The sequence below is a fragment of the Diaphorobacter sp. HDW4B genome (genome assembly GCF_011305535.1).
GTDB lineage: Bacteria > Pseudomonadota > Gammaproteobacteria > Burkholderiales > Burkholderiaceae_C > Diaphorobacter_A.
Map to the genome: position 1 here is coordinate 1918536 of NZ_CP049905.1, position 25231 is coordinate 1943766.

Sequence of the window (25231 nt, forward strand, 5' to 3'; positions counted from 1 at the left end):
CCTACGAGGACAAGTCCATCATCCCGTTACCATTGCGCCATGCCCAAATACCAATTTGCGGTCGAGGTTTTCCCCGAATACCTGCCCGACCAGTCCGAGCCTGAACGCGAAGTGTTCGGCTTCGCCTATACGATCACCGTGACCAACACGGGCGACGTGCCTGCGCAGCTGATTTCGCGCCACTGGATCATCAGCGACGCACGCGGCCACACCGAAGAGGTCAAGGGCCTCGGCGTCGTCGGCCAGCAGCCGCTGCTGCGTCCGGGCGAATCGTTCCAGTACACCAGCGGCTGCCGTCTGCGCACGGCCTCCGGCACCATGCATGGCAGCTATTTCTGCGTGGCCGAAGATGGCGAGCAGTTCACCTGCCCGATCAGTCTGTTCGTGCTCGAAGCGCTTGGCAGCGGCGGCCACGACAACTCCCCGACCCACCGAGTGCTCCATTGAAGAAACGCGCAGAGAACAACGCCAAGACACTCACGCAGCTCCTCACCCCCATCGACCCCAAGGCCTCGCTCGCACAGCGCAATCTGCAACTGATCGCGCTGCTCGACTGGGTCCGTGGCGATGGCGAATCGGTGGAAGGCGCGGCCGAGCGCGTGAACGAGCTGGTCACGATGGCCGAGCAGTCGCCCGTGCTGCGCGAGCGCCTTCAACTGTGGTGGCAGGCGATCACGCAGTCGGTGGACATCACCATGCTGCTCGCCGATTTCGGCTTTGCGCAGCGCACCTCGATGCTCAGCGAACTGGCCGAGCGCCTGCGCTACAAGCTGCTGCCCAATAACCCGGACACCATCGATGCGTCCGAACTGTTCATGGCCGCGCTGTACAGCGAATTCGACGCGCGCTGGCTGGGCGCGCTCGATGACGATCTGATCAACCGCCTGAGCGACGTGCTCACGCCGCCGCACGAAGCCACCGATGGCGCGACGCGCTGGCAGCATGCGCTGGCCGACGCCATCACCTACTGCGCGGGCAACATCCTCGCGACCGGCTTTGCCCCCGAATTGCGCCTGCGCATGACGCAGGAAATGCGCGACGCCCAGCCGTTTCACGAACTGGTGAGCGACGCGGAAAGTCTGCGCGTGGAAGTGCTGCATCCGCTGCGCACCAGCAACCGTCTCGACGCCACCGTGGCACGTCTGCGCGATCGGCTCGACGCCTGCCGCAACGCGGCCAACTCGGTCTACACGCACTTCGAGGACAACGGCATTTCCGTCGGCCTCGTGTTCCGCATTCGCCAGTTGCGCGCCCGCATTCTGCGCGTGCGCGAACTGCTCGAATGCCTGCTCTCGCCCAAGCCCGCAGTCGCTGCCACGCGGCTGATGGCGCGGCTGGTCGGCGTGAGCCGCGAGCGCCGCAGTCTGCGTGCGCTGTTCATGGCCAACTCGTCGCTGCTCGCCGCCAAGGTGGCCGAGCGCAATGCCGAAACCGGCTCGCACTACATCACGCGCACGCCGTCGGAATATTTTTCGATGGTGAAGAAAGCAGCCGGTGGCGGCCTTGTGATGGCGTTCACCACGCTCATCAAATTCTGGCTCTACTCGTTTGCGTTTTCGGCTTTCTGGGGCGGCTTCTGGGCCGGTGTGAACTACGCCACCAGCTTTGTGCTGGTGCAGTTGTTCCACTTCACCGTCGCCACGAAACAGCCTGCGATGACCGCGCCCGCGATGGCCGCCAAGCTCAAAGACATCGAAAGCGAAGGCACGGAAGAAGCCTTTGTGGATGAGGTCACGCACCTGGTGCGATCGCAGGTGGCCGCGATTCTGGGCAACGTGCTGATCGTGTTTCCGGCGGTGCTCGGCATCACGATCCTGCTGGCCAAACTGTTCGGACATTCCGCGATCAGCGAGAAGGAAGCGCTGCACGTGATCGACACGCTCAAGCCCTGGGGCGGATCGCTGCTGTTCGCTGCATTCACGGGCGTGCTGCTGTTCACGTCGAGCATCCTCGCGGGCTGGGTGGAGAACTGGTTCGTGCTGCATCGCCTCGATGCCGCGATCCACTACAACCCGCGCATCACGCGTGCCATCGGTGCCGTGCGCGCCACGCGCATCTCGCGTTTTCTGCGCGGCAATCTGTCGGGGCTTGCGGCGAACATTTCGCTCGGTTTCATGCTCGGTCTGGTGCCGGTGATCGCCGCGTTCTTCGGGCTTGGACTCGATGTGCGACATGTCACGCTGTCCACCGGACAGATGGCCGCCGCTGCATCGGCACTGGGGCCTGAAGTGATCCACATGCCTGCGTTCTGGTGGTCGATGGCGACGCTGCCATTCATCGGTGCACTCAACGTGCTGGTGAGCTTCTACCTCGCATTCCGTCTGGCCTTGCGCGCGCAGAACGTGACCGGCGTGGAGCGCTCACGCATAGCACGCGCGCTTCGCAAACGCATATTCCATTCTCCGTTGAGCTTTTTTGCGCCTTCGCGCTCCAACGTCTGATATGGTGTGCGCATTCCAGCCGTGAATCCGGGCCCATGAGGCCTTGTTCAACTCACTGATTCAACCCACTGATTCACGGCGACACACGGCGGTCACTCTTGCCATGCATACAGTCATCTGCATGGCAGGAGGTTCGCTCACCGTGCTTCGGCACTGACTCATCGGTTCGCCGATTCCGCATTTCCTCGGGCGCCATTGCGCGGGACTTGCGGGCAGCGCGAAAAACCAATCGTGCTGCACCTCGGCGAACGACCAGAGGACAGCAAACATGAATGAGCTGATGAGTTTCTGGGGGCAGTGGCTGCGCCCCTCCGCGGGATTGCCGACGGTGCAATGGGCACTGCTGCTGGCAGTGGCTTCGACCTGCGGCTATCTTGTGTATCGACATACGGGCTTGCCCAAGGTGGTGGGCTATTCCATCGTCGGCATGGTCGCGGGTCTGTTGGGTTTCAGCGGCGCGCAATGGCCGCTGCAGGGCATTGGCCTGTTCATCATGGAACTGGCGATCTCCATCGTGCTGTTCGATGCGGGCGGACGCATTCCGTGGCGCTGGTTCCGGCACAACCCGATGGTGCTGGTGCAAAGCATTGCCGAGTCCGCTCTCACCTATTTCGCGGTCTACTGGACCATGCTGTGGCTGAACGTGCCGCACGAAGCTGCAGGCCCGATTGCGCTGGTGGCGATGGCCGCTTCGCCCGCCGTCGTCACACGCGTGGTGGCCGATACGCGCGCTGCGGGTCCGGTGACGGATCGCGCCATCGTGCTCGCCACTTTGTCCACGCTGTATGCGCTCACCCTGGGCGGTGCGCATGCGGAAATGCTGAGCCGTCCGGGCAGCCGTTTCTTCGAAACGATTCCACCCGTGATGGTGATGTTCGGCGTGTCCATCGTCGTGGGCGCACTGCTCTCGGGCCTCATCCGCATCGCCTTGCGCTACATGAGCCCGGAAAGCGAAAACACCTCGATTCTGGTGCTCGCACTGATCGCCGCAAGCACCGCCATCGCAGCGCATCTGGGAGGCTCCGCGCCACTGGCCGCGCTGATCGGCGGCATGCTGATCAAGCAGTTGCATCCGCGTCCATGGGCGCTGCCGCGTCAGCTCGGAACGGCGTCCTCGGTGCTCACCATGCTGATGTTCGTGCTGGTGTCCACCGTGGCCGCGCAGGCCGACTGGAACCTCGCGATTGCGGGCACCGTGTTCACGCTGATCATCGTGCGCCTCGTGGCCAAGGCGATGGGGGTCGGCATCGGCAACATCGGCACGGGCGCGAGCTGGCGACAGGCCGTGTGGGTAGGCGCGGCGATGATGCCGATGTCCTCCATCGCCCTGCTGATCGCATCGCAATTCATGGCGGCTTCGGCATCGACCGGCGCGGTCATTTCCAGCATCGCGCTGCCCACCATTCTGCTCATGGAAGTGTTCGGTGCGGTGATCGCCACCGTAGCGCTGTACCGCGCCGGAGAAACCCACAAGCCCTGGGCCGAGCTGCCCACCGGCCCGTCTGGAGACGAACACCGTGAGTCTTGAAGCCTTTCACCATTCCGAACCGCTGACGCTGGGCGTGGAGCTGGAACTGCAGCTCGTGAGCACGCACGACTACGACCTCGCGCCTTATGCCGAGGACATGCTGCGCCTGATGCACAAGACGCCGCTGCCCGGCAGCGTCGTGCCCGAGATGACGAACTCGATGATCGAGATCTCGACCGATGTCTGCCACTCCTGCAGCGAAGTGCTCAGCCAGCTCACGCCGATCCGCGATGCGCTCGTCAAAAGTGCCGACAAGCTGAACATCGCCGTGGTCGGTGGCGGCACGCATCCGTTCCAGCAATGGCACGAACGCCGCATCTACGACAAGCCGCGTTTTCACGAGCTGTCCGCGCTGTATGGTTATCTCACCAAGCAGTTCACCATCTTCGGCCAGCACGTGCACATCGGCTGCCCCGATGCGGATGCCGCGCTGCTCATGCTGCACCGCATGTCGCGCTACATCCCGCACTGCATTGCGCTGTCGGCATCGAGCCCGTATGTGCAGGGGCAGGACACGCAGTTCGATTCCGCGCGGCTCAATTCGGTGTTCGCCTTTCCGCTCTCGGGCCGTGCGCCCTGCGTGCTCCACTGGACGGATTTCGAAGCCTACTTCGACAAGATGACGCACACCGGCGTGGTCAAGAGCATGAAGGACTTCTACTGGGACATCCGCCCCAAACCCGAGTACGGCACCATCGAAATCCGCGTGTTCGACACCCCGCTCACCATCGAACGCGCCGCCGCGCTCGCGGGTTATGTGCAGTCGCTCGGCGCATGGTTTCTGAACGAGCAACCGTTCACGCCGCAGGAAGACGACTACCTCGTCTACACCTACAACCGTTTTCAGGCCTGCCGCTTCGGGCTCGATGCGGTGTATGTCGATCCGCCCACCGGCACGCACATGCAACTGCGCGACCACATCCTGCAGACCATGGACAAGATCGCGCCCTACGCAGAGCAACTGGGCGCGTCGGGCGCAGTCGAGTTGCTGCGCAAGGACGTGGAAGCCGGGCAGAACGACGCACGCTGGCTGCGTGATCGCCAACGCGAAGAACAGATGCTCGCGGAAGTGAGCCGACAGGCGTCGATCAAGTTCCGCGGTTGAGGCGCTGTGGCATCTATTTGCGCGTGACGGTCAGCTCCGTCGTGCCGCGCCTGCCGACAAGTTGACCATCTGCCGTTGCACGCAGGACTATTTTCGAATCCACACATCCCTGCAGCGCTTGCGAAAACCGCAACACGAGAACCAGCTTGTCGCCCTCCTCACGCAGCCGCTCTATCGGGGCCCTGCGACCAACACACGGATTTTCACCACCCCGTGCATAGGTCTGCCAATAGCCGCCGGTTTCCGCGATTTCCAGATCGGCTTCCTCCGGCTTGGTCTTGCCGTCCCACTTCACCGTCCACCGTCCGATGAACGGATCGCTCGCCGTCTGCGCGATGGCCGGTTGGCAGGCCAGCCAATGCACAGAAGCCAACACCGCAAGCGCAGCGACACTCCGGGCACTCGGCAAAAGGGATCCACGGGGCATGTTCATCGCGTCATGCCATCTACTTGCGCGTCAGAGTCAAGGGGTTCTCGCCGCGCAGCCCGGAGACTTTGCCGTCCGCATCACGCACAAGCGACAAAGTCGACGAATCCTTGCAGCCTTGCAACGCGGTCGAGAACTTGATGATGAATTCCAGTTTCTCTGCACTGGCGCTTGCGATCTCGACGGGAGCCGCGAGCCCGACGCAGGGATCCTTGCGTTTGCTTGTGGCTGTCTTCCACGTTCCGCCGCTCGCCGTGATCTCCAGTTCGGCCTCCTGCGACTTTTTGTCACCCTGCCACTCCACGTTCCATTTGCCGATGAAGGGGTTGGCAGCATCCTGTGCCTGCACGGAAGTCCCCGCACCCAGTCCCCACAACAAACATGTCGCCCAAAGAATCTGCTTTTTCATCGTGTCGCTCCCGGTTGAAGATCACAGCCCCCATTCAACCGTCACGGTGCGTGAAAGTACATACCGCAAATGCGGTATGCCCTATGCTTCACACCTATGGGTGAATTTGATCTGATCGCGCGTTATTTCACGCGCCCCGTTCGCCGCGCCGCATTGGGCGTGGGCGACGATTGCGCCTTGCTCCAAGTGACGCCGGGCATGCAGTTGGCGGTTTCCAGCGACATGCTGGTGGCGGGCCGGCATTTCTTTGAAGACGTGGACCCGGTGCATCTGGGGCACAAGTCGCTGGCGGTGAATCTCAGCGACCTCGCGGCCTGCGGAGCCAGGCCGCTCGCGTTCACGCTTGCGCTGTCGCTGCCGAAGGTGGACGAGCCTTGGCTGGCGGGCTTTGCCAAAGGTCTGCTCGCACTGGCGGACGAGCACGAGATCGAACTGGTGGGCGGCGACACCACGCACGGTCCGCTCAATATCTGCATCACCGTGTTCGGCGAAGTGCCTGCCGGTCAGGCCCTGCTGCGCAGCGGGGCCAAGGCGGGCGACGACATCTGGGTGAGCGGCACGCTCGGCGATGCGCGCTTGGCGCTCGATGCGCTGCTCGGCAAGATCACTCCGGCGCTTCCTGCCGACTTGTTCAATGCCGCACGCATGCGCCTTGAATGCCCCGCTCCGCGCGTTGCGCTTGGACTGGCGCTGCGCGGCATTGCCAGCAGCGCGCTCGATGTCAGCGACGGGCTGCTGGGCGATCTCACGCACATCCTGGAGCAGTCCCAGGTGGGGGCGCAGATCGATGCCGACGCGGTGCTGCAGACCATGGCAGCGCGCAAGACATCGCTCGCCCTGCCGGATGACCAGTGGTACCAATGCGCGCTCGCCGGTGGTGACGATTACGAACTCGCGTTCACCGCACCCGCGCATCTGCGTTCGCAGGTCGAAGCCGCTGCGCAATCAGCGAGCACGCCCGTGACGCGCATCGGCAGCGTCACCGCAGAGCCGGGCATTCGTTTGCTGGACGCGCAAGGCCAGGCTTTGTCGCGCCAAAGCTGGGCCTCGTTCGACCATTTCGCTTGAATGCAGGTACGCGTGAAAAGCCGCCTGCGCTGGTAGCATGAGAGCCCCGACGCCACAGTCAACGAGGCTCCATGCAACTTCCTTCGCTCACGCGTTTGCGCATTGCGCGCACCATTCCGTTCGCATCTTCTCTCCTGCTGATCACGCCAGTCTTCGCGGCCGATGCGAGTTCCAGCATCACGCAGGTGAAGGTCTATCCCGGTAGCGCCACCGTCGAGCGCGTGGTGCGTGTGCCAGCGGGTGCGCGCAGCGTCACGATCCGTTGCCTGCCGCCCAGCCCCATGCTCGATGTGCAGAGCCTGCAAGTGCAGGCCGATGCCAGCGTGCGCATGGGCGAGACCAGCATCAAGATGCAGGACCGGTATCTGGACAGTCAATGCGCCACGCCGCTCGATGATCAGGTGCGCGAGGCTGAGGACAAGGTCGCCACTGCCAAGGCCGAGACCGAATCGCTGCAACTGGCGGTGAGCTATCTGAACACCGTGGCCACCAAGCCGCCGGAAGAACCACGCAATGGCCCCGGCACACCGGGCTCGGCCAGCATCGGCAGCACCACGGATGCGCTGCGCCGCTCGTCGCAAGACGTGCTTCTCAAACTCAATCAAGCCAAACGCAGACAGGAGACCGCGGAACTCGCGCTCAAGCATCTGACCGCCGAGCGCAATCGTTCGTCGGGCCCGATCACCGGCGTATCGACCGTCACCATCACGCTGGCCGCCGAACGCGACAGCGACCTGCGCCTGACCTACCAGGTGAGCGGCCCCAGCTGGTCGCCCAACTACCGCGCCACGCTGGACAGCGCGACCAATGTGGTCAAGCTCGAGCGCATGGCGCTCGTCGCGCAGAACACGGGCGAGGACTGGCGCAATGTGCAACTGGTGCTCTCCACCGGCCAGCCCACGCGCGCCACGGCGGGGCGTCTGCCGAACCAGTGGACGCTGGATATTGCGCCGCCGCCCCAGATGGACGCGACGCTTCGCGCCTACGCCACGGCGGCCCCCGCGCCAATAGCCGCATCAGCCATGGCCAAAGAGGCTGCTGGAGATCAGGCTCCCGCCATGCCGAGCTTTGAAGTCCAGGTCAGCGAGGGCGCCTACGCCACCGAATTCAGCGTTCCGCAGCGCATCACCGTGCCTTCGGGCGGGCAGCGCGTCACGCTGTCGCTGGGCACGCATGATGTGCGCGCGCAGTTGGTCACGCGCACGGCACCCGCCGTCGAGCAGGCGGCCTATCTGGTCGCGCAACTGCCCACGCTGCCGGGCGTGTGGCCCACGGCCAGCGTGGCGCTGTACCGCGACGGGGCCTATGTCGGCCAGGGTTCGCTCAACAACAACGATGACCAGCTCTCGCGCATCGGCCTGTCGTTCGGTCGCGATGAACGCGTCGTCGTGAGCGCCGAGCCCCAACAGCAGAATGCCGGCAGCGCGGGCTTCATCGGCTCGAATGTCGAGCGCAAGGTGCAGCACGCCTACCGCGTGGACAACCGCCACCAGCGTCCGGTGACTCTGCAGGTGCTGGAGGCATCGCCCGTCTCGCGCAACGAGCAGATCGAGGTGAAGTCACAATACGAGCCCGCGCCCGCCGACAAGGAATGGAACCGCCGCCCCGGATTGGTGCTCTGGAGCGAAACGCTTGCCCCTGCCTCTTCACAGCGATTCGTAGCAACGCATACACTGCGTTACCCGAAGGAGGCGCGTCTGCAGGAATCACAGTGATCCCTGCTGCTGGCACGCCGCCAGTTCGTCAACCAAGATGCAAGATTTATCCCCATCGCCCCCTCCTGTGCCGCAGCCTCAGCCGGAGCACCAGCCCGACTCGGCGCCGCCGCGCCGGTCGCTGCGGCATTTCATGTTCTCCAACCCGCTGCATCTGATTGCGCTCGGCTTCGGCAGCGGTCTCTCGCGCGTGGCGCCGGGGACGGTGGGAACGGCCTGGGGATGGCTGGCGTTTCTGGTGCTGCAGCTGTGGCTCACGCAGGCGCAGATGGGCATCGTGATCGCCGTGTCCATCGTGGTCGGCTGGATCGCCTGCACCGTCACCGCCAAAAACATGCGCGTGGCCGACCCCGGCAGCATCGTCTGGGACGAGGTCGTCGCCATCTGGATCGTGCTCTGGTTGGCCATGCCCATGGGCTTCTGGGGCCAACTGGTCGCCTTCGGACTGTTCCGCTTTTTCGACGCCGTCAAACCCAACCCGGTGAAATGGGCGGACCAATGCTTCAAGGGTTTTGGCTGGCGCGGCGGCTTCGGCATCATGTTCGATGACCTCGTGGCCGCCTTCTGCACATTGCTGGTGATCGCCGTCTGGAGATGGATCTGATGCTCGAACAAGACAATCCGGAGGGAGTTTCGCAATCGTCGCTCAAGGAGCTGTTCGGCCTGCCGAGCGAGCCGCTGGAGCAGGACCTGCGCCAATTGGCCGAAAAGCTAAAGGCCCGCAAGCTCATGCTTGCCACGGCCGAAAGCTGCACGGGCGGCATGATCGCCGCCGCCTGCACCGATCTGGCGGGCTCCAGCGAATGGTTCGAGCGCGGCTTCGTGAGCTATTCCAACGCCGCCAAGACCGATCTGCTGGGCGTGCCCGGAATGCTCATCCTGCTGCACGGCGCGGTGAGCGAGCCCGTTGCCCGCGCCATGGCGACCGGCGCGGTGCTGCGCTCGCAGGCGCAGGTCACCATTGCCGTGACGGGCGTGGCGGGGCCGGGTGGCGGTACCGAGGCCAAGCCGGTGGGCACCGTCTGGTTCGGGTGGCAGGTGGATGGGGTGCTGCACAGCGAGGTTCAGCGCTTTGCGGGGGATCGCGCATCGGTGCGGATGGCGACCTTGATGCATGCCATCAAGCGGGTGAACGAGCTGCTGGGCTGAACTGACTGCCGCTGAGGGGTTGACTGCAGAGGCCGGGTTTCGCCCCGGCGGGCGAGTCACTTTCTTTTTTCAAAAAAGAAAGTGACCAAAGAAAGTTGAGCCCTGCTGCCCACGACCCGCAGCGTTGCTGCGGGCAACCTGATTCTGAAAGTTCGACCGGCGCACGGCAGAACTCGACTTCGCGCCGCAGGCGCTCCGCTCGGACAACTGCCGTGAGTCAGTTCACGAAGTTTTGATCGGCACTTGCCGATCAAAACCGCCGGTCGAACTTCCAGAATCAGGCGTGGTCAGAAGGGCGGGATCGGAGACCGGTGCGGGGGCAGGGCCTGTCAGGATTTCAGGCGCCGTGGCACTTCTTGTACTTCTTGCCGCTGCCGCAGGGGCAGGGGTCGTTGCGGCCGGGTTCGTTGGTCTTGCGGACGGTTTCCACGCGGGGGCCGAAGCTTTTCCAGATCTGGCGCAGGTCGTAGCAGGCCCAGATCATTTCGCCGACTTTTTCCACGCGGTCCTGGCTGGTGCTGGCGGGGCCTTGGTCGTCATAGAGGTTGACGGCGGGCTTGCCGGTGTCGTCTTCAGTCACGGCGACGACTTTTTCCAGCGAGTCATCGATCCACTTGGCGGCGTCCTTGTCGCGGGGCGTGGCCCAGTCTTCGGGCCAGTTTTCGACCGCGAACATGAAGCCCAGCGCCCAGACCTGGCCGAACGAGGGGATGTCCTGGCCTTCCATTTCGGCCTTTTCCGCCTCGGGCAGGATGGCGATCGCGCCGCGCATGTCCATGCATTCGGGCTGGAAGGCGTCGTCGGAATCGAGCGCGTCGGTTTCGATGTCGAGTTGTGAGGCGACTTCATCCAGGCGCAGTTGGCACAGTTCGAGGAAGCGCGCTTGTTGGGCTTCGTCCTTGAAGATGTCGGCCTGGAAAGGCAGCGGACCGTCTTCCGGCGCATCTTCGATGTAGCTGCCGTCACCCAGCAGCATCGGCAGCCATTCGGCGACTTCGATGGGGCGGCGCGTGCAGACCAGCGCGCTCAGGAAACCGTCGCAGAACTCCCATTGCGGGGTTTCTTCGTTGCGGCTGCGGATGTCGTCGAGCATCGCGTCGAGTTCATCGAGCGCGTCGTTGCTCAGCGCAGGATTGAAGTCGTCGTCGGATGCGTTGGGGGGGGTGTCTTGTGCAGCCATGGGAAGGTTCTGGTGATTCTGGTTGAGGCGAGCAGATGAAAAGGGAAAACGTGCGGAAAACACGCCTTGTCGCCGTGAAAAGGGCTCAATTTTACGCCGCGCCCCCGATGAGCCCTGCGCCCTGCCGGTTGACCTTGGCCCGCAGTGCGATGATGCGCCGCCAAAGGGTCATTACAAATCCCTATGCAAATCCGCATGGCGTGCAATACCCTTGGGCAGAGTCACAAAGCCCCGCCGCTCTTTCACGCAGAGATCGGCGACCGCCACCCTACCCACTCCAGCGCCTGACCGATGAGCCAAACCCTCGCCCCTCGCCGCATCCCTGCATGGGTACCGATTCGCTACACCACGTTCACGCTCGCCCTGCTGGGCACGGGACTGTTCTTTGCCGCCGCGCGCCTATGGGGCGGCGGCTGGTGGTGGGTCGGTTATGCGATCTGCCTTGCGCTGTCGGTGCTCGGCGTGTGGGACATGCTGCAGACACGCCACGCCATCCTGCGCAACTATCCGATCATCGGGCACTTCCGCTTCATGCTCGAGTACATCCGCCCGGAGATTCGCCAGTACTTCATCGAATCCGATCAGGAGGCCCTGCCCTTCTCGCGCGCGCAGCGTTCGCTGGTGTATCAGCGCGCCAAGGGAGAATCCGACAGCCGCCCGCTGGGCACGCTGCTCAATGTGGCGGCGCAGGGCTACGAATGGGTGAACCATTCGATGCAGCCGACCAAACTCACCTCGCACGACTTCCGCATCTGGATCGGCGGCACGCCCGACAAGCCGGCGGAAGGCACATCGCCCTGCACCCAGCCCTACCACGCGAGCATCTTCAACATCTCGGCGATGAGCTTCGGCGCACTGTCGGGCAACGCGATTCTGGCGCTCAACAAAGGCGCGAAGACCGGCGGTTTTGCGCATGACACCGGTGAAGGCTCGATCAGCAAATACCACCGCGAACACGGCGGCGACCTGATCTGGGAAGTCGCTTCTGGCTACTTCGGCTGCCGCAACGACGACGGCACCTTCAACGAAGCAAAGTACGCTGCCAACGCCACCGACCCGCAGGTCAAGATGATCGAGCTGAAGCTCAGCCAGGGCGCCAAACCCGGCCACGGCGGCATGCTGCTTGGCCCGAAGGTGACACCCGAGATCGCCGCCGCGCGCGGCGTGCCGGTGGGCGTGGACTGCATCAGCCCGCCCACGCACAGCGCGTTCAAGACGCCGGTCGAGATGATGCATTTCATCGCCCGCCTGCGCGAAAAATCCGGCGGCAAACCGACCGGCTTCAAGTTCTGCGTGGGCCATCCATGGGAATGGTTCGCCATCGTGAAGGCCATGATCGAGACCGACATCACGCCCGACTTCATCGTCGTCGATGGTGCGGAAGGCGGCACGGGCGCGGCTCCGGTCGAGTTTGTCGATCACGTCGGCGTGCCGCTGCAGGAAGGCCTGCTGCTGGTGCACAACACGTTGATCGGGGCGGGCCTGCGCCACCGTGTGAAGATCGGCGCGGCGGGCAAGGTGATCACCGCGTTCGACATCGCGCGCATGATGGCGCTCGGTGCCGACTGGTGCAACGCGGGGCGCGGCTTCATGATGGCGCTGGGCTGCATTCAGGCGCAAAGCTGCCACACCGGCCACTGCCCTACCGGCGTCGCCACGCAGGACCCCGGCCGCCAGAAGGCGCTGGTCGTGCCCGACAAGGCCACGCGCGTCGCCAACTTCCACAAGAGCACGCTGCACGCACTGCAGGAGCTGGTGCAGGCGGCGGGGCTGGAGCACCCCTGCGACATCACCGCCCACCACATCGTGCGTCGCATCTCCGACACCGAAGTGCGCCAGCTCTCCAATCTGGTGATGCGCGTGGAGCCCGGCGCGCTGCTCGGCGATCTGGACAAGCAGCACAACGTGTTCAAGCAATACTGGCCCAACGCCAGCGCCCACACCTTCCAGTTCTCGCCGCCGCCGTTGGCACCCAGCGCCGAGAAAAAGCAGGAATTGGCCGTCCCGGCCTGATGTACTGATACGCTTGAGGGTTGCCAATGGTCCGAGTGATCTTGGCAAGCCCCACCAGCAACGACGCTTTTCGACAACGCCCCGTGTCCAACGCCCCAACCGCCCCCGCCTTCGACTACGACGCCTTTCTGCAGGCGCATCTGCACGCCCAGTCGAAAAACATCCAGCGCTACGAAGTCGACGGCAAATGGGTCTGGATCAAACGCACCGGCCCGCTGGTCCCCGCGTGGCGCTACAACATCCTGCGCGTGCTGCGCAGACTGCTTGATGAACCCGTGCTCGGCCCGGTCGTCAACCATGGCGGGCGCGAAGCCATCGCCACGGAAATCCGTCGCTTGAAGGACCTCGACTCACGCGGCATCCGCGTGCCCAAGCTGCTGGCCGAAGACCAGGACGGCTTTGCCATGAGCCACCTCGGCCTGCCCGGTCAGGAAGTGCCGTCGCTCGGCAACAAGATCCGCGCCGTGGTTCCGCATGGCCCGTCGGCTGTCATGCCGCTGTGGAAACAAGGCTTGGCGATGATCGATCAGGTGCACCGCTCGGGCACCGTGTTGAGCCAGGCCTTTGCGCGCAACATGGTGGTCTGCCCGGATGGCGAACTGGCCTGCGTCGATTTCGAGGACGATCCACTCGCCGTGCTGCCGATGGCCGTCTGCCAGGTGCGCGACGCGCTCTGCTACGCCCACTCCACCGCCATCTACCTGAGCCACGCGGGCGCGCTGCAGGAAGCGCGCGAGGTATGGAAGCAATGGCTGGCGCAGCCCGAGCGCAGCGCCGATTTCCATCAGGTGCTCAGCAACACGCTGCGCCGAACCCGCTGGCTCAAACACCTGCCCGCCAACCGCAAACTGGGGCGTGACACGGAACGGCTCAGAGCCATGCATGACCTGATGGCCTGAGCCACCAAGTCAGCGTCACTCCACGCTGATGTGCGCAGCGTCCACGATGGCCTTCCAGTGCGCGGCATCGCGATCAAGCACGGAACGGAATTCCTGCGGCGTCGAGCCCACCGGAATCAGCCCCATCTCCGACAGTCGCTTGGTGATGTCGGGCTGCTTGACGATGGCGGCCAGTTCGCTGCCGAGCTTGTCCACGATGGGCTGCGGCGTCGATGCAGGCAGGAAAAAACCGAACCAGCCATTGGCCTCGAAGCCCGAATAGCCCAGCTCGCCCAGCGTCTTCACATCGGGCAGCGCGGGGTGGCGCTGCTGTCCGGTGATCGCGAGGATGTTGATCTTGTCGGACTTGATGTGCGGATACGCGCCCGTCGCATCGACAAACGCGCTCGCCAATTGCCCGCCGAGCATCGCCGCCATCTCAGGCCCCGAGCCCTGATACGGCACATGTGTGAGGTCGATGCCGGCCTTCATCTTGAACTGTTCGCCGTTGAGCTGCGATGAAGTGGCATTGCCGTACGAACCGAAATTCAGCTTGCCCGGCTCGGCCTTGGCCTTGTCGACCAGTTCCTGCAGCGTCTTGATGCCCGAGCTGCGCGGCACCATGATGAGGTCGGCGGATTTGGCGGTCTGCGAGACGGGCGTGAGATCACTGAGCTTGTACGGCACCTTCTTGTAGAGCGACGGAATCTGCACCAGCGCCGTGATGCCGAGCAGCACCGTGTAGCCATCGCCCGGTGCCTTGGCCACCAGATCGTTGCCGAGCATGCCGCTCGCGCCCGGCTTGTTTTCGACGATGACGCTCTGCCCCAGGCGCTGGCTGAGATGCACGCTGATCAGGCGACCGATGATGTCGGTGCCGCCGCCAGCAGGGTACGGCACGATCACGCGGATCGGCCTGCCCGGATAGGTGTCTGCGGTGGCTGCGCTCCAGGGCGCGGTGGCGAGCATGGTGGCCGACAGAATGCCAAGCAGTGTCTGGCGGCGCAGTGGGAACTTCATCATGATGGTTTTTCCTCCTCTGATTTCACTCTCTCGAAACTCGGATGGAGACGCTGGGCGCGTCAAGTCACCTCAGGTCACAGCGTGCGCGCGATGATCTCCTTCATGATCTCGTCGCTGCCGCCGTAGATGCGGCCGATGCGCGCATCGGTCCACGCGCGGCCGATCTGGTATTCGGTCATGTAGCCATAGCCGCCGTGCAGTTGCAGGAACTCGTCGAGCAGCTTGTTCTGCAGCGTCGTGGCGTTGAGCTTGACCATCGCGGCGCGCTCGGGCGTGAGCTTTCGCTGCATGTGCAGCGCGATGCAGTCGTCGGTGAACACGCGCAGCATGGTCGCCTGCGACTTGGCTTCGGCAAGCTTGAAGCGCGTGTTCTGGAACTCGAACACCGGCTGCCCAAAGGCCTTGCGATCGCGCGTGTAGGCAATCGTCTTCTGCAGAAACGCCTCGACCGATGCGGCAGCGCGCACCGCCACCACCAGCCGCTCCTGCGCGAGTTCGTGCATGAGGTACTTGAAGCCCATGTTCTCTTCGCCGAGCAGGTGGTCCACAGGCACCTTCACATCGTCGAAGAACAGCTCGGACGTGTCCTGCGCCATCAGGCCGATCTTCTCGAGCTTGCGGCCCTTGCTGAAACCGGGCGTGCCGTCTTCCACCACGATCAGCGACACGCCCTTGGCACCCATCTCCGGCGCGGTCTTGCACACGACGATGACGAGCCCGGAATTGATGCCGTTGGTGATGAAGGTCTTCGCGCCGTTGATCACGTAATGATCGCCTTCGCGCCGCGCCGTGGTGCGCACGGATTTGAGATCGCTGCCCGCGCCGGGCTCGGTCATCGCTATCGCGCCGATCAGCTCGCCGGACGCCATGCGCGGCAGCCAGCGGTCCTTCTGCGCCGTGCTGCCATAGGCGTTGATATAGGGCGCGACGATGTCGGAGTGCAGCGGAAAACCCAGCCCGCTCGCGCCCGTGCGCGCAATCTCTTCAAGCAGAACCGCCGCATGCCCGAAGTCGCCACCGCCGCCATACGGCTCGGGCAGCATGGGGTTGAGCAGCCCTTCGCGCCCGGCCTTGCGCCACACCTCCTTGGGCACGATGCCGTCGCGCTCCCACTGCGCGTGGTGCGGCACGACTTCCTTGTCGAAGAAGCGGCGCGCGGCCTCGCGAAACTGTTCGTGGTCTTCACGAAAAACGCTGCGTTCAATCAGATCCTGCATGCTCTACCTCAATTACTTCGGTTGTCTCGGTGGAAAGAAAATCGTCGTGATTCATGCTTTGGCGACCGCCGCGCGCACATCGAAGCCCGCGTTCGGCTGCTCGCGAAAACGGTCCTTGAGCACGCGGCGCAGCAGCTTGCCGGTTTCAAGACGCGGCAGCTTTGTCTCGAACACCACCTGCCTTGGCCACTTCACTTTCGACAGATGCGGTGCAGCCTGCGAGACGATGGCGCGCGCGAGCTCCTCATTGCCTTCATGCCCCGGCTTGAGCACGATGACCGCCATCGGCTGCTCACCAAAATCCTCGTGCGGCACGCCGACGACCGCCACTTCATCGACAGCGGGATGCGCGACGAGCGCGTTTTCGATCTCCTGTGGATAGACATTCACGCCGCCCGAAAGAATCAGGTCCGCGCGCCGGTCGCTCAAGAAGAGATAGCCGTCCGCGTCCACATAACCGATGTCGCCATATGTGGCCCAGCCCTTGTCGTTGAAGGCTTCGCGCGTCTTGGCGTCGTCGTTGAGGTAGTTGAACTCGCCGCCTTTTTCAAAGTAGATGCGGCCGATGTCGCCAGGCGCGACTTCGTTGCCATCGTCGTCCACGACATGCAGCACGCCCGCGATCGCACGCCCCACAGAGCCCGGTTTGCGACGCCATTCGGCCGAGTCGATCAGCGTCGTGCCGCAGCCTTCCGAGCCCGCGTAGTACTCCATGAGAATGTCGCCCCACCAGTCCAAAACCGCCCACTTGAGCGGCATGGGGCAAGGCGCAGCGGCATGAATCGCGACGCGGTGCGTGGACAGGTCGTAGCGGCTTTTCACCGCATCGGGCAACTTGAGCATGCGCGTGAGCATGGTCGGCACCCACTGGCTGTGGGTGATGCGAAAACGCTCGATGCAGGCGAGAGAAAACTCCGCATCGAACTGCCGCATGATCACCGCGCGCCCGCCCGAATCGAGCGCGCGCAGCGTGTAGCGCAGCGGCGCAGCGTGGTACAGCGGCGCAGGCGAGAGATAGGCCATGTCCGGCCCGAACTGCATGAGACGCTGCGTGTTGGCGACTTCCGGATCGGTCTGCTCGCGGTACTGCGGACCGAACAGCGGCTTGCGCACGCCCTTGGGCCGCCCCGTCGTGCCCGATGAATACAGCAGATCGCGGCCCAGCGAACGCAGGCTCAGGTCCTGGAATGGCACATCGCCCGCGGCTTTCAGCACGTCGTCCAAGGCACCGACGCCTGGCGTGTCGCGATCCACCGAATGACAAGGCAAGCCGAGCGCCTGCGATGCCGCCTGCGCATTCGGCCAGGTGGCGGACGACACGAACAGCATCTGCGCGCCGCTGTCCTGCGCGATGTATTGCACCTCGGCGGGCGTGAGGTGCGTGCTGATCACCGCCGCATACAGCCCCGCCTCGCGCGCGGCCAGCACCAGTTCCAGAATCTCGACGCGGTTCTCCAGCAGGACGGCGATGGTGTCCCGCTCCTTCAACTGCTGCGCCGCCAGCCACTGCGCGATCTGCAGCGCGCGCCCGGCGATCCGCCCAGCGGTGAACGATTCCCCGGTCTCGGCCTGAACGAGGACCACCTTGTCGGGTTGAAGCTGTGCCCAGCTCAGGAAGTTGTGCATTGCCGAAAGTCTCCAAAACAAGCAAACCGCCGGTCATTGCATACCGAGTGGGTCGTGCGTGGGTTCTTCAATTCATAACATCCGGTTCACGAGTCTCGAATTCCGAATGAACGAGCGCAGTATCCCGCCCGACCCAGCGCGCAGCCTGCGGGTTACCACCAGTTCGAATTCGTTTTTGTGAAACCTATTATTAATTTAATGAACCCAATGTCTCACAAATCATGAACACTCCCGTCATCGTCGATGCCATCCGCAGCCCCATGGCAAGGGCCAAACCGGACGGTGCGCTCGCCGAGTTGCACCCCGTCGATCTGCTCTCGCAGGTGCTCCAGCAGCTCATCACGCGCACGGGCATTGATCCCGGCTCGGTGGACGATGTGATCTGCGGCTGTGTGAGTCAGGCGGGCGAGCAGGCGGGCACGCCCGGTCGCCTCGCGTGGCTGGCCGCCGGACTGCCGATGCATGTGCCATCGACCACCATCGACCGCAAATGCGGATCGAGCCAACAGGCCGTGCACTTTGCAGCGCAGGCAGTGATGGCGGGCGTGCAGGACATCGTGATCGCGTGCGGCGTCGAATCCATGAGCCGCGTGCCCATGGGCAGCTCGCGCATGGGCAAGAACACGACGGGCCAGCGCTTTGATGAACGCTACACGCCGGGTCTGGTCGGCCAAGGCGTTTCGGCAGACCTGGTCGCCGCCAAATGGGGCCTGTCGCGCGACGATCTGGATCGGTATGCCGCCCGCTCGCATCAACGCGCACATGCCGCGCAATCGAGCGGCGGCTTCATACGCGAGATCGTCGGCATCCAGACACCGAATGGTCTGGTGAACGCCGACGAAACCATTCGCGCAGGCACCACGCCCGAAAAACTCGCGGGCTTGAAAGCCGTGTTCGAAAGCGAGGAGCTGTCTGCGCGTTTTCCGCAAATCCAATGGAGCACCACGGCGGGCAACGCATCGCAGATGACCGACGGCGCCAGCGCCATGCTCATCATGAGCGAGCAGCGCGCCAACCAACTCGGCCTGCGCCCGCGCGCGCGATTCGTCGCGTTCGATGTGGTGGGCGACGATCCGCTGTACATGCTCACCGCGCCGATTCCCGCCACGCAGCGCGTGCTCGCCAAAGCGAAGATGAAGCTCGACGACATACAGCACTACGAAATCAACGAGGCCTTCGCGTCCGTGCCGATGGCTTGGCAAAAGGAATTGAAGGCCGATGGCGAACGCCTGAATCCACGCGGCGGCGCAATCGCGCTCGGCCATCCACTCGGCGCATCGGGCATACGCTTGATGACCACCATGCTGCATGCGATGGAAGACAGCGGTCAGCGCTACGGCCTGCAATCCATGTGCGAAGCCGGCGGCATGGCCAATGCAACGATCATTGAAAGGCTGTGAGATGAAGCTGCAAAAAGGAATGACCGCCATCGTCACCGGCGGCGTATCGGGCCTCGGCGAAGCCACGGCGCTTGCGTTGCTGGAGCGTGGGCTGAACGTGGTCGCGGTCGATCTCAACGATGAACGCGGCGCGGCGATGGAGAAGCAATACGCAGGTCAATTGAAGTTCGTGAAAGCCGATGTGGCTGATGGCGAGCAGATGCTGGCCGCGATTGCAGCAGCGGAACAATTCGGCGAATTTCGCGCGTTGATTCATTGCGCGGGCGTCGGTGGTCCGGTGCGACTGGTGGAGAAAGACGGCAGCCCCGGCTCGCTCGAAAAGTACACCAACATCGTGCGCATCAACCTCATCGGCACGTTCAACACGCTGCGTCTCGCGGCGGCGTCGATGGCCAAGAACGCGCCCATCGAAGGCGAGCGCGGAGCCTGCGTGCTGACCGCATCGGTGGCAGGCTACGAAGGCCAGATCGGGCAGATTCCATATGCTTCCGCGAAGGCCGGGATCATCGGCATGACCATCGTTGCGGCGCGCGATCTGGCGACCAAGATGATCCGCGTGTGCACGATTGCGCCGGGGCTTTTCGACACGCCGATTCTCGCCAAGCTGCCCGAAGAAATCCGCCAGTCGCTCGCCGCTTCGGTTCCCAATCCACCGCGTCTCGGAAAGCCGAACGAATATGCGCTGACGGCCCTGCATATCCTTGAAAATCCCATGCTCAATGGCGAAACCATTCGCCTTGACGGCGCGATTCGCATGCAGCCGCGCTGAGCAATTTATAGATTTCTCAAGGAGATATTTTCATGTCAGAAGCCCCACCACTGCTCGTAGAAATTCGCGGCAACATCCAGATCATGACGCTCAATCGCCCCGAAGCGAAGAACGCCGTGACGCTGGAGATGGCCGAAGCCATGGTGGCCGCCGTCGATGCGTTCGATGCGAACCCCGCACTCAGCGTCGGCATCATCGTCGGCGCGGGCGGCACGTTCTGCGCAGGCATGGACCTGAAGGGCTTTCTGCAAGGCAAACGCCCCAGCATCCCCGGTCGCGGCTTCTGCGGCATCACCATCAAGCCACCGCGCAAACCGGTGATCGCAGCGGTCGAAGGCTACGCGCTCGCAGGCGGCTTTGAAGTCGTGCTCGCCTGCGATCTGGTGGTCGCATCCAGCGCCGCCAAATTCGGTCTGCCTGAAGTGAAGCGCGGCTTGGCGGCTGCGGGCGGTGGCCTGTTGCGCCTGTCCAAGCGCATGCCGTATCACATCGCCATGGAATGCATCCTCACGGGCGACATGCTGAGCGCCGAACGCGCGCACCAGAACGGCCTGATCAACCGTCTGGTCGAACCCGGCACGGCACTCGATGCCGCCATCGAACTGGCCAATGCCGTCGCCGCCAACGGCCCGCTGTCGCTGGTCGCGAGCAAACAGGTGGTGACCGAGTCGGTGGACTGGAGCCGCGAAGAAATGTTCGACAAGCAAGCCGCGATCACCAACCCGGTATTCACATCGCAGGACGCGCGCGAAGGCGCTGCCGCCTTTGCAGAAAAGCGCAAGCCCGCCTGGAAGGGCGTGTGATCCAGCGCTGATGTGATGATGCATTGACGACGGCTTTGACCGCGCGTCCTGTCGGCGCAATGGATGAGTTTCGGATTCAACGTTGGAAGATGAAGGAGCAGATCACCATGATTCACCCGGCCAGACGCGCGTGCATCGCCGCCGCCATCACATTGCTGTGCGCGCAGCCCTTGTTCGCGCATGCCGACACCAGTTGGCCCAGCAAGCCCATCACCTTCGTCATCCCCGGCGCGGCCGGTGGATCAACCGACATTCCTGCGCGCTTTCTGGCCATCAAGCTGGGCGAGCGACTGGGTCAGCCCATCGTCGTGGACAACAAACCCGGCGCAGGCGGATCGCTCGGTTCAGGCATCGTCGCGCGTGCCCAGCCCGACGGCTACACCGTGCTCGTCGGCAACTCGGGCTCCAATGCCATCAACTACAGCGCGTACAAAAAGCTCAGCTACAAGCCCACGGATTTCATCGCGCTCACCGACATGATCTCGTTCGCCAACGTGCTGGTCGTGCCGAGCAAATCGCCCATCAAAAGCCTGCCCCAGCTCATCGACACCGCACGCAAGGAACCAGGCAAGCTTGCGTTCTCATCCGCAGGTGTCGGCCAGACCACGCACCTCATGGGCGAACTGTTCAAGCAACGCACAGGCACCGACGTCGTGCATGTCGCCTACAAAGGCTCGGCTCCCGGCACCATGGCCGTGGTGAGCGGCGAAACACAATTCATGTTCGACAACATGACCGCCTCGCTCGCCCACATCAAGGACGGCAAACTGCGCCCCCTCGCAGTCACCGGAGCCACACGCGAACCCGAGCTGCCCGACGTGCCCACCATGACCGAACTCGGCATGCCCGACTTCAACAAAGTCGGCTGGATGGGCTTCTTCGTACCCGCCAAAACGCCACCCGAGATCGTCAAGAAACTCACCGACAACCTCATCGCCGTGCTGCACATGCCCGAGGTGCAAAAGCGCTACCGCGAACTCGGCGGACGACCCGGCGGCATGCCTTCAGACCAATTCGACAAGATGGTGAACGACGACCAGAAATCCTGGGGCGAGCTGATCGTCAGTCAGAAGTTGCAGTTGGATTGACGTGCATCGGCACTAGTTTTGAGACAGTCTACGGATCTCGTGCTCCGCAATTTCCTTGTAATGTCCGGGCACGTCCAAATCCATGAACTCCCGATGAGCCTCAATCGCCTGTTCAATTTGTCCGGCGAACTCGAACGCTAGGGCCTGTTCACGTTACCGAAGCAACTCAAAGATCAAAGCCAGCGAGACAAACGCGGCATACATTGCATCCAACTTGTCGTAGCGGGTAAAAACTCGCCGATAGGCCTTGATCCGCCGAAATAACCGTTCAACTTCATTGCGTTGGCGATATTTTTGCTTATCTAGTGGCGAGGGATTCTTGCGTCGTGGATGCGCAGGGACAACCGGGATAAGGTTTCGATCCTCAGCTGCTGCACGCAAGTCATCGCTGTCATAGGCGCTATCCATGAGCAAATACACAGCTGAATCTTGCGCGTCAATCGCCTCGACGAGTTTGCGGCCTTCCGGGCTGTCTCCGGCTTGTCCGGGCGTCAAACTCCAGATCAATGCATTCTTGCAACTGGCTGCGACCATGTGAATCTTGCAGCTCCATCCACCTCGACTCTTGCCTATGGCTTGTGGTCCGTTTTTTTCTGAGCCCCGCAGCCATCAGGGTGAACTTTGACGATGGTGGAGTCCAGGCTCAACGCTTGAACAGCCCACTGGCTAAGTGCCTGTTGCTGCAGATGGTTAAGAACTTCGGCAAGTACGCCGCTATGGGCCCAGCGATACAGCCGCATGTACACGGTGTGCCAGGGCCCGAATCTGCGTGGCAAAGCTCGCCATTTGCACCCGTTGCTGGCCATGTAGGCCAAAGCATTAAGGAACCTGTAGTGGCTGATCAACTTGCTGCCGCGAGGCTTGGGCAGCAGGTGACGGATACGTTTGAACTGAGAGCGGGTGATGTGCATGCAGGCGAGCGATTCTCGCTGCTCTGACATGCACTCAACTATTTAGGTGAACAGGCCATAACGCAACATACATGTAGCGAGTCAGCAGTTTGTCCATCTCTGAATGCATGGCCTTTTTGCTGAGATATGCGGGCATCAGATGAGGGTGCGTGACATAGATACGGTGTTGAATCTCGAAAATTTCGGCCAACGCACATCCGATTTTTAGGATGTTCTCGCTTCTTGGCTGATAGTCGGCATCACGAATATCCGAGGCTGCGCCATCCAGAATGTTGGCTGCAAGCTTCAACCGCAAGTTGATTAATTCCAAAGACGCCATGTTGATCCTTAAAAATCCACGCTACGCAGTGGTATGAAATCGCTCTTCCGCTCACATCAGCGATTGATCCAAATCCGGCCATCTACGCCTTTAGCCAACTCATCCAACACCTCACGCGTATGCGCCCCGGCCTTGCACGCCAAAGGCGTGTCGTAAGCTACCCCATCAAACCTCGGCGCGGGCGCGGCTTGCAGAACGCCGCCTTGCTCGTTGTACACGCCACGCGCTTTCATGTGCGGGTGTTGTGATGCTTCCAGCGGGCTGAGCACCGCGCCAAAGCACACGTCGGTCGATTCAAATACTTGCTGCCAATGCTCGCGTGGGTGCTGGATGAAGATGGCTTGCAGACGCGCGCGGCGTTTGGGCCAAGCGGCGCGGTCATGTTGGGGAGATGCGAAATCGGGGTCGCCAGCGAGGCCGAGTGTCTGCAGCAGCAGCGCGTAGAACTGCGGCTCGATGGAGCCGATGGTGATGTGTTTGCCGTCGGCGCAGAGATAGGTGTCGTAGAACGGCGCGCTGTCGTACATGCTCTGGCCTCGTTCGTCGGCCACCATGCCGCGTTGGCGGGCGCTGAGAGCGAGGTTGAGCATGTGGGCCGCGCCGTCGACGATGGCGGCATCGACGACCGTGCCTTTGCCGGTCTGGCGGGCCTGGATGATGCCCGCGAGCAGGCCGGTCATGAGGTAGAGCGCGCCGCCGCCGATGTCGCCCACCATCGCGAACGAGGAGACCGGGCGGGCGTCGGCCGGGCTGCAGCCCCAGAGCGCGCCTGCGACCGAGGCGTAGTTGTTGTCGTGTCCGGCGCGTGGCGCGAGCGGGCCGTCCTGACCCCAGCCGGTCATGCGGCCATAGACGAGTTTGGGGTTCACGCGCAGGCATTCTTCGGGGCCGAGACCCAGGCGCTCCATCACGCCGGGACGCATGCCTTCGATGAGCACGTCGGCGCTGGCGACGAGGGCGAGCACAAGTTGCTTGCCCGCCTCGCTCTTCAAATCGGCAAACACCGAGCGCTTGCCGCGATTGAGCAACGTGCCGGTGGGGCCGGTGTTTTCGGCTTCGCGCACGACGGAAATCACATCCGCCCCCAGATCGGCCAGATGCATGGCGCAGAACGGGCCGGGGCCGAGGCCGCCGATTTCCAGAACGCGGATGCTGTCGAGTACTTTGCTCACGGTTGTCTCCTTTTTTCTGATCTGAATGTCCGATTCAGGACAAGCTGGATGCGCCCAGCACGCCTTCGACCGAGCGCACCAGCGTGATGAGGCGCGGGCCGATGTCGGTTTCCAGCTCGCGGCTCTTGGGGTTGTAGGTGGGAACTGAAGCGGCGATCACCCAGCGCTCGCCGTCGATGGGCAGGGACAGCGGCACAGCAATCGACTGGATTTCGCGGTGCAGGTCGCCATGGCTGCGGCAGAAGCCGTGGGTGGCCAGATCGTGGCGCGCGTCCTTGAGGCGTTCGCGCAGTTGCTTGGCGCGTTCGGCATCACGCTCGGCCAGTTGCTTCAGATAGGCTTCGCGTTCGTCTTCGGGCAGGCACAGCAGATAGGCGCGGCCCGTGGCAGTGCGCGAGAGCGACATGCCCACCCCGATCTGCGGGGTGAACACCTTGTTGTCCATGCCGTTGGCCAGTTCGACCAGCACCAGCTTCTGACCGGAGCCCACGCCGATCTGGATCTGCCCGCCGATGTAATTGGCCAGCTCCATCATCTGCGGGCGCGCAAACTGCCGCAGATGCATGCGCGCGAGCACAGGCGACGAGAGATTGAGCAGCCCGATGCCGGGCACGAATTTCGACAAGCGCTCCGAATAGCGCAGCAACCCCAGCTCGCAGAGCGTGTCGGTCAGCCGAAACAAGGTGGGCTTGGGCAGGCCCGTCAGGTCCATGAGCTCCTTGCCGCTCAGTTCCTGGCGCTTGTTCGAGAAGCACGCCAGGATGGACACGCCTCTGACCAGTGCGCTGACCAACTTGCCGTCTGCATCGGAATTCATGAATGCCCTTTGATTGTTGTTTGGATGAGACTTCTGTCTCGATTTTCCAAATTCTATTCAAAGTTCAACTGAAAACGGGCAAAAGAAAAGCTCCAACGTATCCCAACGGTGGAGCCTGACTCTTTTTGCTTCTCATGCCGCAAGACACTGCGGCACAGCAAGCGGCGAATTTA

General features: G+C 63.1%; 25 protein-coding genes. 14 read left to right on the top strand and 11 right to left on the bottom strand.

The annotated features are described in order from the left end of the window. Positions 1–39 precede the first annotated feature (39 nt). The 4 genes from apaG (at position 40) to G7048_RS08890 (ending at position 5074) form a co-directional block, all read left to right on the top strand. The gene (gene apaG, locus G7048_RS08875) at positions 40–447 is read left to right on the top strand and encodes a Co2+/Mg2+ efflux protein ApaG (RefSeq protein ID WP_166067781.1); all 408 of its coding nucleotides are present in this window, start codon (positions 40–42) and stop codon (positions 445–447) included. Next, a complete protein-coding gene (locus G7048_RS08880; protein ID WP_166067783.1) occupies positions 444–2441 on the top strand; it encodes a site-specific recombinase in 1998 nt (665 codons plus the stop codon). Before apaG ends, G7048_RS08880 begins: the two co-directional genes overlap by 4 nt. 268 nt (positions 2442–2709) lie before the next feature. Then, complete coding sequence (locus G7048_RS08885; RefSeq protein ID WP_166067784.1) at positions 2710–3969, top strand: cation:proton antiporter; 1260 nt, start codon at positions 2710–2712, stop codon at positions 3967–3969. Continuing rightward, entirely contained in the window at positions 3959–5074 is a 1116-nt protein-coding gene (locus G7048_RS08890) for a YbdK family carboxylate-amine ligase (RefSeq protein ID WP_166067785.1), read from the top strand. Before G7048_RS08885 ends, G7048_RS08890 begins: the two co-directional genes overlap by 11 nt. A 13-nt stretch (positions 5075–5087) precedes the next feature. Here the strand turns inward: G7048_RS08890 and G7048_RS08895 are convergent, their stop codons facing one another. Next, positions 5088–5507, bottom strand: a complete 420-nt coding sequence (locus G7048_RS08895; RefSeq protein WP_166067786.1) for a hypothetical protein — start codon at positions 5505–5507, stop codon at positions 5088–5090. Positions 5508–5520: 13 nt separating this feature from the next. Beyond that, a complete protein-coding gene (locus G7048_RS08900) occupies positions 5521–5910 on the bottom strand; it encodes a hypothetical protein (RefSeq protein WP_166067787.1) in 390 nt (129 codons plus the stop codon). 96 nt (positions 5911–6006) lie between these two features. On the opposite strand from G7048_RS08900, the gene thiL reads away from it, so the two are divergent. The 4 genes from thiL to G7048_RS08920 all read left to right on the top strand — a co-directional run bounded on the left by thiL (position 6007) and on the right by G7048_RS08920 (position 9842). Then, positions 6007–6978 carry a thiamine-phosphate kinase gene (gene thiL / locus G7048_RS08905; protein WP_166067788.1) on the top strand — a complete coding sequence of 324 codons (972 nt, stop codon included), beginning with the start codon at positions 6007–6009 and terminating at the stop codon, positions 6976–6978. 71 nt (positions 6979–7049) lie between these two features. After that, a complete protein-coding gene (locus tag G7048_RS08910) occupies positions 7050–8693 on the top strand; it encodes a DUF4139 domain-containing protein (protein ID WP_166067789.1) in 1644 nt (547 codons plus the stop codon). A gap of 133 nt (positions 8694–8826) precedes the next feature. Then, positions 8827–9297 carry a phosphatidylglycerophosphatase A gene (locus tag G7048_RS08915; protein WP_240933305.1) on the top strand — a complete coding sequence of 157 codons (471 nt, stop codon included), beginning with the start codon at positions 8827–8829 and terminating at the stop codon, positions 9295–9297. Positions 9298–9422: 125 nt separating this feature from the next. Continuing rightward, on the top strand, positions 9423–9842 hold the full coding sequence (locus tag G7048_RS08920; RefSeq protein WP_240933306.1) for a CinA family protein: 420 nt from the start codon (positions 9423–9425) through the stop codon (positions 9840–9842). Between the two features lie 337 nt (positions 9843–10179). On the opposite strand, the gene G7048_RS08925 is transcribed toward G7048_RS08920, so the two are convergent. After that, positions 10180–11022 (bottom strand): YecA family protein, encoded by an 843-nt coding sequence (locus G7048_RS08925; RefSeq protein WP_166067792.1) that lies wholly within the window; start codon positions 11020–11022, stop codon positions 10180–10182. A 291-nt stretch (positions 11023–11313) separates the two neighbouring features. Between G7048_RS08925 and G7048_RS08930 the strand changes: the two genes are divergently transcribed. Both G7048_RS08930 and G7048_RS08935 read left to right on the top strand, forming a co-directional pair. Next, positions 11314–13035, top strand: coding sequence for an FMN-binding glutamate synthase family protein (locus tag G7048_RS08930; RefSeq protein ID WP_166067793.1), 1722 nt, complete (start codon positions 11314–11316; stop codon positions 13033–13035). Positions 13036–13118: 83 nt separating this feature from the next. Continuing rightward, the gene (locus tag G7048_RS08935) at positions 13119–13934 is read left to right on the top strand and encodes a hypothetical protein (protein ID WP_166067794.1); all 816 of its coding nucleotides are present in this window, start codon (positions 13119–13121) and stop codon (positions 13932–13934) included. 15 nt (positions 13935–13949) lie between these two features. On the opposite strand, the gene G7048_RS08940 is transcribed toward G7048_RS08935, so the two are convergent. The 3 genes from G7048_RS08940 to G7048_RS08950 form a co-directional block, all read right to left on the bottom strand. Next, on the bottom strand, positions 13950–14936 hold the full coding sequence (locus G7048_RS08940) for a tripartite tricarboxylate transporter substrate binding protein (protein WP_240933221.1): 987 nt from the start codon (positions 14934–14936) through the stop codon (positions 13950–13952). Positions 14937–15010: 74 nt separating this feature from the next. Next, positions 15011–16153: an acyl-CoA dehydrogenase family protein gene (locus G7048_RS08945; protein WP_166067795.1), complete on the bottom strand. Its 1143-nt coding sequence runs from the start codon at positions 16151–16153 to the stop codon at positions 15011–15013. Positions 16154–16204: 51 nt separating this feature from the next. Continuing rightward, entirely contained in the window at positions 16205–17779 is a 1575-nt protein-coding gene (locus tag G7048_RS08950; protein ID WP_166067797.1) for an AMP-binding protein, read from the bottom strand. Between the two features lie 221 nt (positions 17780–18000). Between G7048_RS08950 and G7048_RS08955 the strand changes: the two genes are divergently transcribed. The 4 genes from G7048_RS08955 (at position 18001) to G7048_RS08970 (ending at position 21839) form a co-directional block, all read left to right on the top strand. Then, positions 18001–19179, top strand: a complete 1179-nt coding sequence (locus G7048_RS08955) for a thiolase family protein (protein ID WP_166067798.1) — start codon at positions 18001–18003, stop codon at positions 19177–19179. Position 19180: 1 nt separating this feature from the next. Continuing rightward, complete coding sequence (locus G7048_RS08960; protein WP_166067799.1) at positions 19181–19948, top strand: SDR family NAD(P)-dependent oxidoreductase; 768 nt, start codon at positions 19181–19183, stop codon at positions 19946–19948. Between the two features lie 32 nt (positions 19949–19980). Further along, positions 19981–20751 (top strand): crotonase/enoyl-CoA hydratase family protein, encoded by a 771-nt coding sequence (locus tag G7048_RS08965; protein ID WP_166067800.1) that lies wholly within the window; start codon positions 19981–19983, stop codon positions 20749–20751. 107 nt (positions 20752–20858) lie between these two features. Next, positions 20859–21839, top strand: coding sequence for a tripartite tricarboxylate transporter substrate binding protein (locus G7048_RS08970; protein ID WP_205750387.1), 981 nt, complete (start codon positions 20859–20861; stop codon positions 21837–21839). Between the two features lie 153 nt (positions 21840–21992). On the opposite strand, the gene G7048_RS28440 is transcribed toward G7048_RS08970, so the two are convergent. From G7048_RS28440 to G7048_RS08990, 5 genes are read right to left on the bottom strand one after another with little or no spacing between them, the layout of a single operon-like run. After that, a complete protein-coding gene (locus G7048_RS28440; protein ID WP_240933223.1) occupies positions 21993–22373 on the bottom strand; it encodes a transposase in 381 nt (126 codons plus the stop codon). Positions 22374–22408: 35 nt separating this feature from the next. Continuing rightward, complete coding sequence (locus G7048_RS28445; RefSeq protein ID WP_240933075.1) at positions 22409–22780, bottom strand: transposase; 372 nt, start codon at positions 22778–22780, stop codon at positions 22409–22411. Positions 22781–22784: 4 nt separating this feature from the next. Continuing rightward, positions 22785–23069, bottom strand: a complete 285-nt coding sequence (locus tag G7048_RS08980) for a hypothetical protein (protein ID WP_166067801.1) — start codon at positions 23067–23069, stop codon at positions 22785–22787. A 56-nt stretch (positions 23070–23125) separates the two neighbouring features. Further along, positions 23126–24241, bottom strand: coding sequence for a CaiB/BaiF CoA-transferase family protein (locus G7048_RS08985; protein WP_166067802.1), 1116 nt, complete (start codon positions 24239–24241; stop codon positions 23126–23128). Positions 24242–24275: 34 nt separating this feature from the next. Beyond that, positions 24276–25058, bottom strand: a complete 783-nt coding sequence (locus tag G7048_RS08990) for an IclR family transcriptional regulator (RefSeq protein ID WP_166067803.1) — start codon at positions 25056–25058, stop codon at positions 24276–24278. Positions 25059–25231: the final 173 nt, after the last annotated feature.

Bases quoted from the DNA above. Each gene is read 5' to 3' on its own strand.
- apaG (WP_166067781.1), top strand. From the start codon at position 40: ATGCCCAAATACCAATTTGCGGTCGAGGTTTTCCCCGAATACCTGCCC.
- G7048_RS08885 (WP_166067784.1), top strand. From the start codon at position 2,710: ATGAATGAGCTGATGAGTTTCTGGGGGCAGTGGCTGCGCCCCTCCGCG.
- G7048_RS08895 (WP_166067786.1), bottom strand. From the start codon at position 5,507: ATGAACATGCCCCGTGGATCCCTTTTGCCGAGTGCCCGGAGTGTCGCT.
- G7048_RS08900 (WP_166067787.1), bottom strand. From the start codon at position 5,910: ATGAAAAAGCAGATTCTTTGGGCGACATGTTTGTTGTGGGGACTGGGT.
- thiL (WP_166067788.1), top strand. From the start codon at position 6,007: ATGGGTGAATTTGATCTGATCGCGCGTTATTTCACGCGCCCCGTTCGC.
- G7048_RS08910 (WP_166067789.1), top strand. From the start codon at position 7,050: ATGCAACTTCCTTCGCTCACGCGTTTGCGCATTGCGCGCACCATTCCG.
- G7048_RS08915 (WP_240933305.1), top strand. From the start codon at position 8,827: ATGTTCTCCAACCCGCTGCATCTGATTGCGCTCGGCTTCGGCAGCGGT.
- G7048_RS08920 (WP_240933306.1), top strand. From the start codon at position 9,423: ATGCTTGCCACGGCCGAAAGCTGCACGGGCGGCATGATCGCCGCCGCC.
- G7048_RS08925 (WP_166067792.1), bottom strand. From the start codon at position 11,022: ATGGCTGCACAAGACACCCCCCCCAACGCATCCGACGACGACTTCAAT.
- G7048_RS08930 (WP_166067793.1), top strand. From the start codon at position 11,314: ATGAGCCAAACCCTCGCCCCTCGCCGCATCCCTGCATGGGTACCGATT.
- G7048_RS08940 (WP_240933221.1), bottom strand. From the start codon at position 14,936: ATGATGAAGTTCCCACTGCGCCGCCAGACACTGCTTGGCATTCTGTCG.
- G7048_RS08945 (WP_166067795.1), bottom strand. From the start codon at position 16,153: ATGCAGGATCTGATTGAACGCAGCGTTTTTCGTGAAGACCACGAACAG.
- G7048_RS08950 (WP_166067797.1), bottom strand. From the start codon at position 17,779: ATGCACAACTTCCTGAGCTGGGCACAGCTTCAACCCGACAAGGTGGTC.
- G7048_RS08955 (WP_166067798.1), top strand. From the start codon at position 18,001: ATGAACACTCCCGTCATCGTCGATGCCATCCGCAGCCCCATGGCAAGG.
- G7048_RS08960 (WP_166067799.1), top strand. From the start codon at position 19,181: ATGAAGCTGCAAAAAGGAATGACCGCCATCGTCACCGGCGGCGTATCG.
- G7048_RS08965 (WP_166067800.1), top strand. From the start codon at position 19,981: ATGTCAGAAGCCCCACCACTGCTCGTAGAAATTCGCGGCAACATCCAG.
- G7048_RS08970 (WP_205750387.1), top strand. From the start codon at position 20,859: ATGATTCACCCGGCCAGACGCGCGTGCATCGCCGCCGCCATCACATTG.
- G7048_RS28440 (WP_240933223.1), bottom strand. From the start codon at position 22,373: ATGGTCGCAGCCAGTTGCAAGAATGCATTGATCTGGAGTTTGACGCCC.
- G7048_RS28445 (WP_240933075.1), bottom strand. From the start codon at position 22,780: ATGTCAGAGCAGCGAGAATCGCTCGCCTGCATGCACATCACCCGCTCT.
- G7048_RS08980 (WP_166067801.1), bottom strand. From the start codon at position 23,069: ATGGCGTCTTTGGAATTAATCAACTTGCGGTTGAAGCTTGCAGCCAAC.
- G7048_RS08990 (WP_166067803.1), bottom strand. From the start codon at position 25,058: ATGAATTCCGATGCAGACGGCAAGTTGGTCAGCGCACTGGTCAGAGGC.